This window comes from Klebsiella electrica, from assembly GCF_006711645.1.
Classification (GTDB): domain Bacteria; phylum Pseudomonadota; class Gammaproteobacteria; order Enterobacterales; family Enterobacteriaceae; genus Klebsiella; species Klebsiella electrica.
Genome location: NZ_CP041247.1, coordinates 951,460 through 967,420, shown reverse-complemented (window position 1 = coordinate 967,420; position 15,961 = coordinate 951,460). Strand labels below are relative to the sequence as shown.

Below are 15,961 nucleotides of genomic sequence, written 5' to 3'. Positions count from 1 at the left end.
GTCGACTAACCATGTTGAGACTGCATTCATGAATACATTATTAATTACAGGCGTTACCGGATTTCTGGGGGGAGCGGTTTTAGAGAATATCCTGAATCAAAAAAAAGGGATTAATCTACTGCTTTTAGTTCGTGCCGAAAATGCCGAAGCGGCTCTTAACCGCGTGAAAGAAAACATGCGCAAATTCAACATTGCTGAGGAAAAACTGGCGGCGCTGACCCCGCGGAATATCCTCCTCGGTGATTTGGTCAATCCACAAGGGTTTCTTGACGATCCGCGCCTGGAGCAGGTGACTCACGTCCTCAACTGCGCTGCCGTCGCCTCCTTTGGCAATAACCCGCTCATCTGGAAGGTGAACGTGGAAGGCACCCTGCAGTTTGCCCAACGCATGTCCCAGGTTGCCGGATTACAGCGCTTTCTGCACGTCGGCACGGCAATGTCATGCTCGCCTGAACCTGACTCGTTGGTGGCGGAAAGCGCCGAATTCCGTGAGCGCGCTGAACACCTTGTCGAGTACACTCACTCCAAATCCGCAATAGAACAACTGATGCAGCAGACCTGTCCGACGCTTCCGTTGACGATCGCTCGCCCGTCGATTGTGGTGGGCCATACTCATCACGGCTGTCAGCCCTCCAGCAGTATCTTCTGGGTATTCAGCATGGGTTTAATGCTGCAAAAATTCCTCTGCTCGATGGAAGATCGGATCGATGTGATTCCCGTCGACTATTGCGCCGATGCGCTGATGATGCTGCTTGATAACCAGCTTGCGCGCGGCGAAGTCGTGCACATTTCGGCAGGCGAAGAAAATAGCGTGAAATTTGCGGAGATCGATCGCGCCATGGCCTCTGCGCTGGAACAGGTGCCCGTCGGCGATAAGTATGCGCAGGTCAGCTATGAGACGCTGGTCAAGATGCGTCGCGAACTGAAGGATATCTTCGGACCCTGCAATGAACGTCTGATGCTCAAAGCCATGCGCCTCTATGGCGCCTTCGCGACCCTTAACGTACGCTTCAGCAACGATAAGCTGCTCAGCCTGGGAATGCCGAAGCCGCCGCGCTTTACCGATTATATCGATCGCTGCGTACAGACCACCCGCGGGCTTTCGATTCCGCAGCAGATGGCGGTCGACTTTAAGTAATCGCCGGCGCGAAGATAAACAGCAAAGGTAAAAAAAATGCCAGTCCGAAGACTGGCATTTTCATCTCAGATAAAGACAGGCTTATGCCTGACCTTTGATCTCTTTACGACCGTTGTACGGTGCTTTTTCGCCCAGCGCTTCTTCGATACGAATCAGCTGGTTGTATTTAGCAACGCGGTCAGAACGGCTCATAGAACCGGTTTTGATCTGGCCTGCAGCGGTACCCACTGCCAGGTCAGCGATGGTCGCGTCTTCAGTTTCGCCAGAACGGTGAGAGATAACGGCAGTGTAGCCAGCGTCTTTCGCCATTTTGATCGCAGCCAGAGTTTCGGTCAGGGAACCGATCTGGTTGAATTTGATCAGGATGGAGTTAACGATGCCTTTCTCGATACCTTCTTTCAGGATCTTGGTGTTGGTTACGAACAGATCGTCACCAACCAGCTGGATTTTGTCGCCCAGGACTTTAGTCTGGTATGCGAAACCAGCCCAGTCAGATTCGTCCAGACCGTCTTCGATAGAAACGATCGGGTACTGTTTGGTCAGGTCTTCCAGGAAGTGAGTGAACTCTTCAGAGGTGAACGCTTTGTTGCCTTCGCCAGCCAGAACGTATTTACCGTCTTTGTAGAATTCAGACGCCGCGCAGTCCATCGCCAGAGTGATGTCTGTGCCCAGCTCGTAACCTGCTGCTTTAACCGCTTCAGCGATAACAGCCAGCGCTTCTGCGTTGGAGCCCAGGTTCGGCGCGTAGCCGCCTTCGTCACCCACTGCAGTGTTCATACCTTTAGCTTTCAGAACTTTAGCCAGGTTGTGGAACACTTCAGAACCCATACGTACGGCTTCTTTCAGGGATTTAGCGCCAACCGGCTGAATCATAAATTCCTGGATGTCGACGTTGTTGTCAGCGTGCTCGCCACCGTTGATGATGTTCATCATCGGAACCGGCATGGAGTATTTGCCCGGAGTGCCGTTCAGCTCAGCGATGTGTTCGTACAGCGGCTGGCCTTTAGAGGCAGCGGCTGCTTTGGCGTTAGCCAGGGACACAGCCAGAATGGCGTTCGCACCGAAGTTAGATTTGTTTTCAGTACCGTCCAGGTCGATCATGATTTTATCGATGCCAGCCTGATCTTTGGCGTCTTTGCCAAGGATAGCCTGAGCAATCGGGCCGTTGACCGCGCCAACAGCTTTCAGTACGCCTTTACCCATGAAACGGGATTTGTCGCCATCGCGCAGTTCCAGCGCTTCGCGGGAACCAGTAGAAGCACCTGACGGAGCTGCTGCCATACCAACGAAACCACCTTCCAGGTGTACTTCGGCTTCAACAGTCGGGTTACCACGGGAGTCGATGATTTCACGACCGATGACTTTAACGATTTTGGACATTAGGTTTTCCTCAGTACAAGTTAAACTAAAACTCCAGACAAACAATGCACCCGAAGGGGTGCATTGCCGTTCTAACTCTTTTACTTCGCCTGACGCTTTTGATACTCGCTTGCCGCTTTCACAAAACCGGCAAACAGCGGATGGCCATCACGCGGCGTCGAAGTAAACTCCGGGTGGAACTGACAAGCAACGAACCACGGGTGATTCGGCACTTCGATGATCTCGACCAACTGATCATCCCCGGAACGGCCTGCAACACGCAGGCCCGCATTTTCAATCGGTTTCAACAACATGTTGTTGACTTCGTAGCGGTGACGGTGGCGCTCGGTAATGATTGACTCACCGTACAGCTGGCGCACCAGGCTCGCGTCGTCCAGCTGGCACTGCTGCGCGCCCAGGCGCATGGTGCCGCCGAGGTCGCTCTTCTCAGAGCGCACTTCAACGTTGCCTTCTTCATCACGCCATTCAGTAATGAGCGCCACGACCGGATACTTACAGTCTGGCACAAATTCTGTGGAGTTGGCGTTTTCCATCCCCGCGACGTTGCGCGCGAACTCAATCAGCGCAACCTGCATACCCAGGCAAATACCCAGATACGGAATATTATTTTCACGCGCATAGCGTGCAGTGGCGATCTTCCCTTCAACACCGCGGTAGCCGAAGCCGCCAGGGATCAGGATAGCGTCGAGATTCTTCAGAATTTCAACGCCGCGCGTTTCCACATCCTGCGAATCAATCAGCTTGATGTTAACGGTCACGCGGTTTTTCAGACCACCGTGTTTCAGCGCTTCAATCACTGACTTGTACGCGTCCGGCAGTTCAATGTACTTGCCGACCATACCGATCGTGACTTCACCAGCCGGATTAGCTTCTTCGTAAATCACCTGTTCCCATTCGGCCAGGTTTGCTTCCGGGCAGTTCAAGCTGAATCGTTTACAAATATAATCGTCAAGGCCCTGAGATTTCAACAGGCCTGGAATTTTATAAATGGAATCGACATCTTTCATCGAAATAACGGCTTTTTCTGGCACGTTACAGAACAATGCAATTTTTGCACGTTCGTTAGCCGGAATCGCACGATCGGAACGGCACACCAGAATGTCAGGCTGAATACCGATGGACAGCAGTTCTTTTACAGAGTGCTGAGTCGGTTTGGTTTTGACTTCACCCGCTGCCGCCAGATAAGGAACCAGGGTCAGGTGCATGAACAGCGCGTGTTCACGGCCGATATCTACCGCCAGCTGACGGATAGCTTCGAGAAACGGCAGGGATTCGATATCGCCGACGGTACCACCGATTTCTACCAGCACCACGTCATGGCCTTCGCCACCGGCAAGCACGCGTTCTTTAATGGCGTTAGTGATGTGCGGGATAACCTGTACGGTTGCGCCCAGATAGTCGCCGCGGCGCTCTTTACGCAGAACGTCGGAGTAAATACGGCCCGTGGTGAAGTTGTTGCGGCGGCTCATTTTGGTACGGATGAAACGCTCGTAGTGCCCCAGGTCCAGATCGGTTTCAGCGCCGTCTTCAGTAACGAACACTTCCCCGTGTTGGATTGGGCTCATGGTGCCCGGATCGACGTTGATGTACGGATCCAGTTTCATCATGGTTACGTTAAGCCCACGGGCTTCGAGAATAGCGGCCAGGGAGGCTGCGGCAATGCCTTTACCCAGAGAGGATACGACCCCGCCGGTCACAAAAATATAGTTCGTTGTCATGCTGAACCTGAGAAGTTAGGGTGAAACGATGGAATAACCAGGACGGGAAAGTAGTATACCCGAACACGGCGAGCGCCACAAACTTTCATTCTCCGTCTCCTTTCCAGGTCATGACAAACATAAGGAGTGAGAAAATAGCCCCTTTTGGGTAAATGTTTTTGACGCAAATCAAGCGCTTGTCATTTAAAAAATCACACAAATAGCGCTTTATCGCAAAATTTCGTTAGAGATCAGTTTCCTGGCGTTTTACCTCTTGCCACACTTCCTCCATGGTATCGAGGTCTACACCGGTCATTTCCAGGCCGCGAGCGGCGACGATTCGTTCAACTTCACGGAAACGACGTTCGAATTTCAGGTTCGCTTTCTGCAAGGCGACTTCAGCTTTTACCCCTAAATGGCGGGATAAATTGACCGTTGCGAACAGCAGATCGCCCATCTCCTCCTCCAGTTTAGCTTCATCGACGACCGCCTGCTGCGCTTCGTGCATGACCTCATCGATCTCTTCATGCACTTTATCCAGCACCGGGCCGAGCGATGTCCAGTCAAACCCTACCGCCGAGCAGCGACGCTGAATTTTGTGTGCACGCATCAGCGCCGGCAGGCTGTGCGGAATATCGTCCAGCGCGGAATGCTGCGCCTTTTCCGCCCGTTCAGCGCTTTTTATCTGCTCCCAGCGTGCCAGCACGTCAGCGCTGTTGCCGGCGGTAGCCTCGCCGAAGATATGCGGATGACGGCGCTCCAGCTTGTCGCTGATGGCGGCACAGATGTCGTCAAATGCAAAGCGACCTTCTTCCTGGGCCATCTGGGCGTAGAACACCACCTGAAACAGCAGGTCTCCCAGCTCGCCGCGCAAATCGTCGAAATCTTCACGGGCGATGGCATCCAGCACTTCGTACGTCTCTTCAAGGGTATACGGGGCGATAGTGGCGAAGGTCTGCTCTTTGTCCCACGGACAGCCGTTTTCCGGATCACGCAGGCGTTTCATAATGCCAAGCAGGCGATCGATTTGGGTCATAGTGATTCCTTGCAACATATTGGTTTTATTTACCTTCCCCGGCTAAAACACGGGAAAAATCAGCGCAGTTCGCGGGTAAAAGACGCGCAAAACCCTCTCTCCGTCAGAGAGAGGGTCAGCATGGGAGGCAAAGCGGTTAGCCGCCGTGCAGACGGCGGGCATCAATCACATCCGGAACCTGGTTCAGTTTCCCGAGCACGCGGCCGAGGACCTGCAGGTTGTAGATTTCAATGTTCATATCGATAGTCGCCAGCTGCTGTTTGGTGTCGCTACGGCTGGCAACGCCCAGCACATTCACCTTCTCGTTAGCGAGAATGGTGGTGATATCGCGCAGCAGGCCGCTACGATCGTTGGCCACGACCCGAACGACTAACGAATAGCCAGCGGAATAGCTTTCTCCCCAGACCGCGTCAACGATACGCTCCGGGGCGTGCGATTGCAGCTCAGCCAGCTGATCGCAGTCTGCCCGGTGCACGGAAATCCCGCGCCCCTGGGTGATGAAACCGACGATCTCATCGCCTGGAATCGGCTGACAGCAGCGCGCGATGTGGTGCATCAGATTACCCACCCCTTCCACAACGACGCGACCGTTGTCTTTGCTACGATTCTGCGGCGCCCAGGTTTTCTGCTGCAGTTGTTTCAGCGCCGCCGCGTCCTGCTCTTCGGCGCTCGGCTTATTGAACTGCGACTGCAGGAAGTTGACCATCTGGTTAAGGCGAATATCTCCGCCGCCAATGGCCGCCAGCAGCTCATCCAGCTCATTGAAGTTGTAGCGCGGCAGCAGCTGTTTCTCTGCCTCCTTGAGGCTAATCCCCAGGTGCTCAAGCTCATCATCGAGAATCTGTCGCCCGGCGAGAATATTCTTGTCGCGATCCTGCTTGCGGAACCAGGCGTGGATTTTGGAACGTCCGCGGCTGGTGGTGACATAGCCGAGGTTGGGGTTCAGCCAGTCGCGGCTTGGGTTTGGCTGCTTCTGGGTAATGATTTCAATCTGATCGCCCATTTGCAGCTGATAGGTAAACGGTACAATGCGCCCGCTGATTTTGGCGCCAATGCAGCGGTGGCCGACGTCGCTATGGATATGGTAGGCGAAGTCGAGCGGCGTGGAGCCGGCAGGTAAATCGACCACGTCGCCTTTTGGCGTAAAGACATATACCCGGTCGTCAAAGACCTGGCTGCGCACCTCATCGAGCATTTCGCCGGAATCCGCCATCTCTTCTTGCCAGGCGATCAGCTTACGCAGCCAGGCAATACGATCTTCATAGCCGCGTCCGCCGCCTGCCGCCGCGCCAGCGCCTTCTTTGTACTTCCAGTGCGCGGCGACGCCCAGCTCGGCATCTTCATGCATCTGCCGGGTACGAATCTGGATCTCCACCGTTTTACCGCCCGGCCCCAGTACCACGGTATGAATCGACTGATAGCCATTCGGTTTGGGATTGGCAACGTAATCATCGAACTCATCCGGCAGATGGCGATAGTGAGTGTGCACTATCCCCAATGCGGCATAGCAGTCCTGCAGGCGCTCGGCGACAATACGTACCGCGCGCACATCAAACAGCTCATCAAAGGTGAGATGTTTTTTCTGCATTTTGCGCCAGATGCTGTAGATGTGCTTCGGCCGGCCATAGACTTCGGCCTTCACCCCTTCGGTTTTCATTTCGACACGCAGATGGCCGACGAACTCATCAATGTAGTGTTCACGATCGATGCGCCGCTCGTGCAGCAGTTTGGCAATCCGCTTATATTCATCGGGATGCAGGTAGCGGAAGCAATAATCTTCCAGCTCCCATTTCAGTTGGCCAATACCTAAACGGTTGGCCAGCGGGGCGTAGATATTGGTGCACTCTTTTGCCGCCAGTACGCGTTCGTCTTCGGGCTCATCTTTGACTTCCCGCAGGTGGGCGATCCGCTCGGCCAGCTTGATGACCACGCAACGGAAATCGTCGACCATCGCCAGCAGCATGCGGCGAATATTATCAACTTGCTCCGATGAGACCGAGTCGGTATGGGTGGCTTTAAGCTGGCGAATCGCCGCCATATCGCGCACGCCGTGAATCAATGTCACGACGGACTTACCGACGCTCTCCTGCATCACCTCTTCGCTGACGACGTTACCATCCGCCAGCGGGAACAGCATCGCGGCCCGCAGCGTATCGATATCCATGCTTAGCGTAGAAAGGATTTCCACCATCTCTACGCCGCGCCATAAGATCAAATCCGCTCGAGGATGCCCCTGCGTTTTCTCGCGACAATAGTCCCAGGTTTCGGCTAAGCGTTCACACGACTGCTGGCTGGAAATTCCCAGACTCGCGATCCATTTCTTCGGGTCAAATTCACCAGCTTTATTTAAATGTGCACTTCTTACCGCAACCATTGTCCTCTCCTTAAGGGACCTGGCCTGCCGAAGTCGGCAAGCCTCAACGTTGACACTTCATCCTTCGGTACGCCGGGGGATTGGCTGCCTCGGTCTGATCCGAACGATTCTATGCATCTCTGTGCTCAAACAACACCATTGATTCCAGATGTCCGGTGTGCGGGAACATGTCCAGCATCGCCAGGCGTTGAATCTTATATCCCGCCTGCAGCAGCAGGTCGCTATCGCGCGCCAGAGTCGCCGGATTACAGGAGACATAGACGACGCGACGCGGGGCAAGTTTTATAATGTGTGACATCACGCCCGGCGCCCCGGCTCGCGCCGGGTCGAGTAATATTTTATCAAAACCATGCTGCGCCCAGGCCTGGCGGGTCACATCTTCTTCCAGATTTTCATGAAAGAATGTCACGTTGTGCAGCTGATTGAGCGCGGCATTTTCCCGCCCTTTCTCAACCAGCGCCGGGACGCCTTCAACGCCCACGACATTGGCCGCACGCGTAGCCAGCGGCAGGGTAAAATTCCCCATCCCGCAGAACAGATCGAGCACCCGGTCCTGAGGCTGAATATCCAGCCACGCCAGCGCCGTTTGCACCATCAGCTGATTGACGCCATCGTTCACCTGGATAAAGTCGCGCGGGCTAAACATTAAGCGTAGCCCGTCGGAAGTATACCAGGGGGATTCCCCGCTAATATGTTCCAGTTTCTCGCTTTGCGGCGCCAGGTACAGCGCGAGTGCGTGAGATTGCGAAAATCGTTCCAGTTTTTCTTTATCGCCGGCCGGTAATGCTGCCGTGTGGCGCAGGACCATCAGCGGGCCATTGTCCGCCAGCACCAGCTCGACATGCCCGAGCTGACGCGTTGATTTCAGGCCGGACAAGCACTCGCGCACCGCCGGCAGCAATGCCTCAAGATCGGGCGCCAGAATGGGGCACTGCACCACGTCGATTATCTCGCTGGAGCCAGCCTGACGAAAGCCCATCTGTAATTGTGAGGTCTTTGGCTGATAATTCAAGCTCAGACGTGCGCGCCGACGATATCCCCACGGCGAAGCGGCTATAATGTCGTCAACATCGCGCTTCATCAGCCGGGCAAGCGCGGCGCGTTTACTTTGCTGCTGGAGCTCTACGCTGGCATGCTGTTGCTGGCAGCCACCGCAGGTACCGAAATGCGGGCAGCGCGGCGCCTGGCGCTGCGGGCTGTCATTAAGACGGCGTTTGACCTGCGCCCGGGAGTACTGTTTTTTGTCTTCAACCACGACAACGTCAGCCTGTTCCTGGGGCAATAAGCCATGAATAAATAGCGCTTTACCATGGTGACGAGCAACGCCCTGACCAAAGGGATCGAGGTCATTGACTGTAACGGTTATGATCTGGCGCGTCGTCACACGCCGTTTTGCAGAGTAGAATTGCGCCATCGTAGAGATTTGTCTCAATCAAATAAACTGACTCTATACACGAGTCCATACAAAGTGCGTCAGGGCGGCCAGTCAGCGTCCCCGGCGGCGAAGAGTGGCCCGTCGCAGGAACCGCCAACGCAGAGCACTTGATGGATGAAGGGTATATTCTCCCATAATGGAACCGCATGACCAACTACAGCCTACGTGCCCGCATGATGATTCTTATCCTGGCGCCAACCGTACTGATCGGTTTGTTGCTCAGTATTTTCTTCGTCGCGCATCGCTATCACGACCTGCAGCGTCAGCTGGAAGACGCCGGGGCCAGTATTATTGAACCGCTGGCGGTCTCCAGTGAATATGGTATGAATCTGCAAAACCGCGAGTCCATCGGCCAGCTGATTAGCGTTCTGCATCGCCGCCATTCCGATATCGTACGCGCTATTTCGATTTATGATTCGCAAAACCGGCTATTCGTCACCTCTAATTTTCAGCTCAACCCCAGCGAGCTGCGTCTGGAAAATGGGGCGAAATTTCCTCGCCAGCTAAGCGCGGTGCGCAAGGGCGACGTCATGATTTTGCGTACGCCTATCGTCTCAGAAAGCTATTCACCCGATGAATCGCCGATGTCCGATGCCAAAATGCCCGGCAACATGCTGGGCTATGTCGCCCTCGAACTGGATCTCAAATCAGTGCGGCTGCAGCAGTACAAAGAGATTTTCATCTCCAGCGTCATGATGCTGTTCTGCATCGGCATTGCGCTGATTTTCGGCTGGCGCCTGATGCGCGATGTCACCGGGCCGATCCGCAATATGGTGAATACCGTCGACCGCATTCGTCGCGGCCAGCTCGACAGCCGCGTCGAAGGGTTTATGCTCGGCGAACTGGATATGCTGAAAAACGGCATCAACTCCATGGCTATGTCGCTGGCGGCCTACCACGAAGAGATGCAGCACAATATTGACCAGGCGACCTCCGATCTGCGCGAAACCCTCGAACAGATGGAGATTCAGAACGTTGAGCTGGATCTGGCGAAGAAGCGCGCCCAGGAGGCGGCCCGCATCAAATCAGAATTCCTCGCCAATATGTCTCACGAGCTACGAACGCCGCTCAATGGCGTTATTGGCTTTACCCGCCTGACCCTGAAGACCGATTTAAATACCACTCAGCGCGACCACCTCACCACTATCGAGCGCTCGGCGAACAACCTGCTCGCTATCATTAACGACGTGCTGGACTTCTCGAAGCTGGAAGCGGGTAAACTGATTCTCGAGAGCATTCCGTTCCTGCTGCGTAATGCGCTGGATGAGGTTGTGACGCTGCTGGCGCACTCCGCGCACGATAAGGGACTGGAGCTGACGCTGAACATCAAAAATGATGTTCCGGATAATATTATCGGCGACCCTCTGCGCCTGCAGCAGATCATCACCAACCTGGTGGGCAATGCCATCAAGTTTACCGAACATGGCAATATTGATGTTCTGGTCGAACAGCGCGCGCTGAGCAACACCAGCGTACAAATCGAAATTCAAATCCACGATACCGGGATTGGGATCCCGGAACGCGATCAGTCCCGTCTGTTCCAGGCGTTCCGTCAGGCCGATGCCAGTATTTCCCGTCGTCACGGCGGCACCGGGCTCGGGCTGGTGATTACCCAGCGGCTGGTCAGAGAGATGGGCGGCGATATCTCATTCCACAGCCAGCCGAATCGCGGCTCCACATTCTGGTTCCATATCAACCTCGACCTCAATCCCAACGCGGTTCAGGAGAGTCCGCCGACCCAAGGTCTGGCGGGCAAAACGCTGGCCTACGTCGAGGCCAATGCGGCGGCGGCGCAGTGCACCATGGAGCTGCTGGCGACCCTGCCGCTGGAGGTGGTGTACAGCCCGACATTTTCCGCGCTGCCGGAAGCACACTACGATATCCTGCTGGCCGGCCTTCCGGTATCAATGCGCGACCTGAGTCAGCAAAAGGATAACCTGACGAAAGCCTGCGCCATGGCCGACAACTTACTGCTGGCACTCCCCTGCCATGCGCATATCAATGGCGAAACCCTGAAGCAAGACGGCGTCGCCGCCTGCCTGCTCAAGCCGCTGACCGCCACGCGGTTAATCCCGGCGCTCACCGCCTCCTGCCGCAGCCGAACGCCGATAATCGCGCCCCATACTGACAGTCACAAGCTGCCGATGACGGTGATGGCGGTGGACGATAATCCGGCGAACCTGAAGCTTATCGGCGTGCTGCTCGAAGATCTGGTCCAGCACGTCACGCTGTGTGAGAGCGGTCAGCGCGCCGTCGAGCAGGCCAGAGAGATGCAGCTGGATCTGGTTCTGATGGATATTCAGATGCCGGATATGGACGGTATTCGCGCCTGCGAGCTGATTCGCCACCTTCCCCATCAGCAGCAAACGCCGGTGATCGCCGTCACCGCCCACGCCTTTGACGGGCAAAAAGAGAAACTGATGAAGGCCGGGATGAACGACTACCTGGCGAAGCCCATCGAAGAGGATAAGCTGCACAGCTTGCTACTGCGCTATCAGCCGGGAAGGCATACCGTGCCGCGGCGGGCGGTGGAGCCTGTCGAAGCCCCCATCGACTGTAACGTGACGCTCGACTGGCAGTTGGCGCTACGCCAGGCCGCCATGAAACCGGATCTGGCGCGGGAGATGCTGCAAATGCTGCTCGCCTTTATGCCAGAGGTGCGTAATAAAGTGGAAGAACAGCTGGTTGGCGAAGAGCCGGAGGGGCTGCTGGATTTGATTCATAAACTTCATGGAAGCTGCAGCTATAGCGGAGTTCCGCGGCTGAAAAAGCTGTGCCAGACCCTCGAAAGCCAGCTGCGCGCCGGGACCGCCGCCGAAGAGCTGGAGCCGGAGCTGCTGGAACTGCTGGATGAAATGGATAATGTCACGCGGGAAGCGTGCAAAATGCTGGGCATATAAATCGTCTTCCCCGGCTTGCGCGGGCTATGGCGCAAACGACGCCGCCCCGGCGGGCGGCGCGTGACCGGGGAAGCGTCTTACAGCTTGCGTCCCATGTTCAGCACCGCGGCAACGTTTCTCGCCGTCATGCGCACGTTATCGGCTGCGTTCTCCAGCGCCTCCTCCAGTGTACAGACCGAATAAATCACGCTGAATACCGCATCCAGCCCGTGCTGATGAACAATCCCCACATCCGCGGTCAGGCTGCCGGCAATAGCAATAACCGGTACGTTATAGCGCTGCGCAACCTTCGCCACCCCCACCGGCACCTTGCCATGGATCGTCTGGCTGTCAATGCGCCCTTCGCCGGTGATAACCAGGTCTGCGTCCGCCACCAGCTCCGCCAGGCGCAGCGCATCGGTCACAATCTCAATGCCCGGACGCAGCCGCGCGCCACAGAATGCATACAGGGCGGCGCCCATGCCGCCTGCCGCGCCGCCGCCCTCAAGATGCAGCACGTCAACGGCTAAATCACGTTGAATAATGCGCGCATAATGCGCCAGCGCGCGATCGAGACGGACTATCATCTCTGCCGTCGCCCCTTTTTGCGGCCCAAATACCGCCGTAGCGCCTTCCGGCCCCGTTAGCGGATTGGTCACATCGCAGGCCACATCAATGCGGCAATCGGCGAGACGGCTATCCAGTTCGCTCAGATCAATGCGCGCCAGTTGCTCCAGCGCGCCGCCACCGACGGCAATCTGCTGATTATCCGCCGTCAGCAACTTTCCGCCCAGCGCCTGCACCATTCCGGCGCCGCCGTCATTCGTCGCGCTACCGCCAATACCAATAATAATCTGCTGGACGCCGGCATCCAGCGCGTGGCGAATCAGTTCCCCGGTTCCCCAGGTGGTCGTTACCAATGGGTTACGGCACGTCGGCGGTACGCTTTCCAGTCCGCTGGCCGCCGCCATTTCAATAAAAGCACAGCGCTCATCGCCGGAAAGGCCGTAGAAAGCGTGCACCGGTTTGTTCAACGGGCCGGTCACCGTCACCGGCACCAGACGCCCCTGAGTGGCGGCAACCATCGCTTCGACGGTCCCTTCTCCGCCATCGGCAACAGGCAACTTGACATACTCCGCATCAGGATAAATCTCCTGAAACCCCGCTTCTATCGCCGTTGCAACATCCAGAGCACTCAGGCTCTCCTTGTATGAATCCGGTGCAATCACTATTTTCATCCGCTGTCCTTAATATGCACAAACATCCGGTAGCAAAACCACTCAGGTTCCCGCAGGAAGCGGATTTTCCTTAGCGCACCATACACGGACGCTTGTTATCAAACGTCCAGTTCGGGATAAGGTACTGCATGGCCATCGCATCGTCACGCGCGCCCAGCCCGTGCTTTTCGTACAGCGCATTCGCCTGCATCACGCGGTCCATATCCAGCTCGACGCCGAGGCCCGGCGTGGCGGGCACCTGCACCATACCACCTTTGATCTCAAAAGGTTGCCGGGTCAATCGCTGATTGCCTTCCTGCCAGATCCAATGGGTATCGATGGCGGTAATGTTGCCTGGCGCCGCCGCCGCAACGTGGGTGAACATCGCCAGCGAGATATCGAAATGGTTGTTGGAGTGCGAGCCCCAGGTCAAACCAAATTCATGGCACATCTGCGCCACGCGCACCGATCCCTGCATGGTCCAGAAGTGCGGATCCGCCAGCGGAATGTCCACCGATTGCAGAGACAAAGTATGCCCCATCTGACGCCAGTCGGTGGCAATCATATTGGTGGCCGTCGGCAGGCCGGTGGCGCGGCGGAACTCCGCCATCACTTCGCGGCCCGAGAAGCCCTGTTCAGCGCCGCAGGGATCTTCCGCATAGGCCAGCACCCCTTTCAGCTGTTTGCCAATGTTGATGGCTTCATCCAGGCGCCAGGCGCCGTTGGGATCGAGCGTTACGCGCGCCTGTGGGAAACGTTTAGCCAGCGCCACTATCGACTCCGCCTCTTCTTCGCCCGCCAGCACGCCGCCTTTGAGTTTGAAATCGTTGAAGCCATATTTTTCGTAGGCCGCCTCCGCCAGACGCACGACGGCGTCCGGCGTCATAGCCTCTTCATGACGAAGCCGGTACCAGTCGCACTTCTCATCGCCCTGACTTTGATAGGCCAGCGGCGTGGCATGACGGTTACCGACGAAGAACAGGTAGCCCAGCATTTCGACTTCGCAACGCTGTTGGCCATCGCCGAGCAGGGAGGCGACGTTGACGCCCAGATGCTGTCCCAGCAGGTCCAGCAGCGCGGCCTCAATCCCGGTGACAACGTGAATGGTGGTACGCAGATCAAAAGTTTGCAACCCGCGGCCGCCGGCGTCGCGGTCGGCAAAGCGGCGGCGTACCGCCCCGAGGACGTTTTTATACTCGCCGAGCGCTTTCCCGACGACTAGCTCAGCGGCCTCTTCCAGCGTCTGGCGGATTTTCTCGCCGCCGGGGATTTCCCCTACGCCGGTATGGCCTGAGTTATCTTTGATAATCACAATATTGCGGGTGAAATACGGGGCATGGGCTCCGCTAAGATTCATCAGCATACTGTCGTGGCCGGCAACCGGAATAACCTGCATCGCGGTGACGACGGGGGTAGAAAACTGCGTGGTCATGATGAAATCCTTTTGTTATTGATTGGCGACAGCGGTGCGGCCGAACACGGGACGCTTGCGGTCGAATTTCCAGCCGGGGATCAGATACTGCATCGGCACCGCGTCATTACGCGCGCCTCCCGGCAGCGCCTGATAGGCTTGATGGGCTTTTTGCACCTGCGCCCAGTCCAGCTCGATACCGAGGCCGGGCGCATCCGGTACGGCAATCTTGCCGTGCTCAATCTGCAGCGGATTTTTGGTCAGACGGCAGTCGCCTTCCTGCCAGATCCAGTGAGTATCGATTGCCGTCGGGTTGCCCGGCGCGGCGGCGCCCACGTGAGTAAACATCGCCAGTGAAATGTCAAAATGGTTGTTCGAGTGGCAACCCCATGTCAGCCCCCAGTCATCACACAGCTGGGCGACTCGCACCGCGCCGGAGAGCGTCCAGAAGTGCGGATCGGCTAACGGAATGTCTACCGCGTTGAGCATCACCGCATGCCCCATTTCCCGCCAGTTGGTGGCAATCATATTGGTGGCGACCGGTAGCCCGGTGGCGCGACGAAATTCCGCCATCACCTCCCGCCCGGAGAAGCCCTGTTCAGCGCCGCACGGATCTTCCGCATAGGTCAACACCTCCTGCAGGCCCGTGCACAGTTCAATCGCCTCATCCAGCAGCCAGGCACCGTTCGGGTCAACCGTAATCCGCGCATCCGGGAAGCGTTGTTTCAGCGCACGCGCGCTTTCAATTTCCTGCTCACCGGGTAAAACGCCGCCCTTCAGTTTGAAATCTTTAAAGCCGTAGCGATCTTGCGCGGCCTCGGCAAGGCGCACTATCGCAGCGCTGGTCAGCGCCTCCTGATGACGCAGGCGGTACCACTCATGATCTCCTGGGGTACTCTGCAGATAAGGAAGGTCCGTTTTGTTTCGATCGCCGATATAGAAGAGATAGCCCAGCACGGTGACCGCATCACGCTGTTTACCCGGCCCCAGCAGTTCGCAAACCGGGACATTCAGCGCTTTGCCCAGCAGATCCAGCAGCGCGGCCTCCAGCGCCGCGACCGCATTAACCCGCAGTTCAAAGGTCCAGGCCCCCTTGCCAAAGGTGTCAAAATCCGCCGCCTGGTTGCCTTTATGGACCTGCTGAACCACGTTATTCAGGCGGGCGACCTCTTTTCCCAGCACCAGCGGAATAGCGTCCACCAGCGTCTGATAAATCACTTCACCGCCGGGCGCCTCGCCGACGCCGGTATTCCCCGCGTTGTCGGTCAGTACCACGATATTGCGGGTAAACCAGGCGCTATGCGCCCCGCCGATGTTCAACAGCATGCTGTCGTGGCCAGCCACCGGAATGACTTTCATATCGGTGATTGTCGGACTGGATTGAGTATTCATGA

At 56.6% G+C, this 15,961-nt stretch carries 10 protein-coding genes; 2 read left to right on the top strand and 8 right to left on the bottom strand.

All coding sequences use genetic code 11. The features are described 5' to 3' along the window. Positions 1–28: 28 nt before the first annotated feature. The gene (locus Electrica_RS04605; protein WP_131048702.1) at positions 29–1,138 is read left to right on the top strand and encodes an SDR family oxidoreductase; all 1,110 of its coding nucleotides are present in this window, start codon (positions 29–31) and stop codon (positions 1,136–1,138) included. 81 nt (positions 1,139–1,219) lie between these two features. On the opposite strand, the gene eno is transcribed toward Electrica_RS04605, so the two are convergent. From eno to rlmD, 5 genes are all read right to left on the bottom strand, one after another. Next, entirely contained in the window at positions 1,220–2,518 is a 1,299-nt protein-coding gene (gene eno / locus Electrica_RS04600; protein ID WP_141963653.1) for a phosphopyruvate hydratase, read from the bottom strand. A gap of 80 nt (positions 2,519–2,598) precedes the next feature. Further along, positions 2,599–4,236, bottom strand: a complete 1,638-nt coding sequence (gene pyrG / locus Electrica_RS04595) for a glutamine hydrolyzing CTP synthase (protein ID WP_100684522.1) — start codon at positions 4,234–4,236, stop codon at positions 2,599–2,601. A gap of 223 nt (positions 4,237–4,459) precedes the next feature. Beyond that, positions 4,460–5,251 carry a nucleoside triphosphate pyrophosphohydrolase gene (gene mazG, locus Electrica_RS04590; protein WP_100684521.1) on the bottom strand — a complete coding sequence of 264 codons (792 nt, stop codon included), beginning with the start codon at positions 5,249–5,251 and terminating at the stop codon, positions 4,460–4,462. Between the two features lie 136 nt (positions 5,252–5,387). After that, positions 5,388–7,625 (bottom strand): GTP diphosphokinase, encoded by a 2,238-nt coding sequence (relA, locus tag Electrica_RS04585; RefSeq protein WP_100684520.1) that lies wholly within the window; start codon positions 7,623–7,625, stop codon positions 5,388–5,390. A 109-nt stretch (positions 7,626–7,734) separates the two neighbouring features. Next, on the bottom strand, positions 7,735–9,039 hold the full coding sequence (gene rlmD / locus Electrica_RS04580; RefSeq protein ID WP_141963651.1) for a 23S rRNA (uracil(1939)-C(5))-methyltransferase RlmD: 1,305 nt from the start codon (positions 9,037–9,039) through the stop codon (positions 7,735–7,737). 167 nt (positions 9,040–9,206) lie between these two features. On the opposite strand from rlmD, the gene barA reads away from it, so the two are divergent. Next, complete coding sequence (barA, locus tag Electrica_RS04575) at positions 9,207–11,960, top strand: two-component sensor histidine kinase BarA (protein ID WP_141963649.1); 2,754 nt, start codon at positions 9,207–9,209, stop codon at positions 11,958–11,960. 77 nt (positions 11,961–12,037) lie between these two features. Here barA and Electrica_RS04570 read toward each other — a convergent pair whose 3' ends face one another. The 3 genes from Electrica_RS04570 to Electrica_RS04560 form a co-directional block, all read right to left on the bottom strand. Next, positions 12,038–13,177, bottom strand: coding sequence for a glycerate kinase (locus Electrica_RS04570; RefSeq protein ID WP_131048699.1), 1,140 nt, complete (start codon positions 13,175–13,177; stop codon positions 12,038–12,040). A gap of 70 nt (positions 13,178–13,247) precedes the next feature. Continuing rightward, entirely contained in the window at positions 13,248–14,588 is a 1,341-nt protein-coding gene (gene gudD / locus Electrica_RS04565) for a glucarate dehydratase (RefSeq protein WP_141963647.1), read from the bottom strand. 15 nt (positions 14,589–14,603) lie between these two features. Continuing rightward, positions 14,604–15,959 (bottom strand): enolase C-terminal domain-like protein, encoded by a 1,356-nt coding sequence (locus Electrica_RS04560; RefSeq protein WP_141963645.1) that lies wholly within the window; start codon positions 15,957–15,959, stop codon positions 14,604–14,606. Between the last annotated feature and the right edge of the window lie 2 nt (positions 15,960–15,961).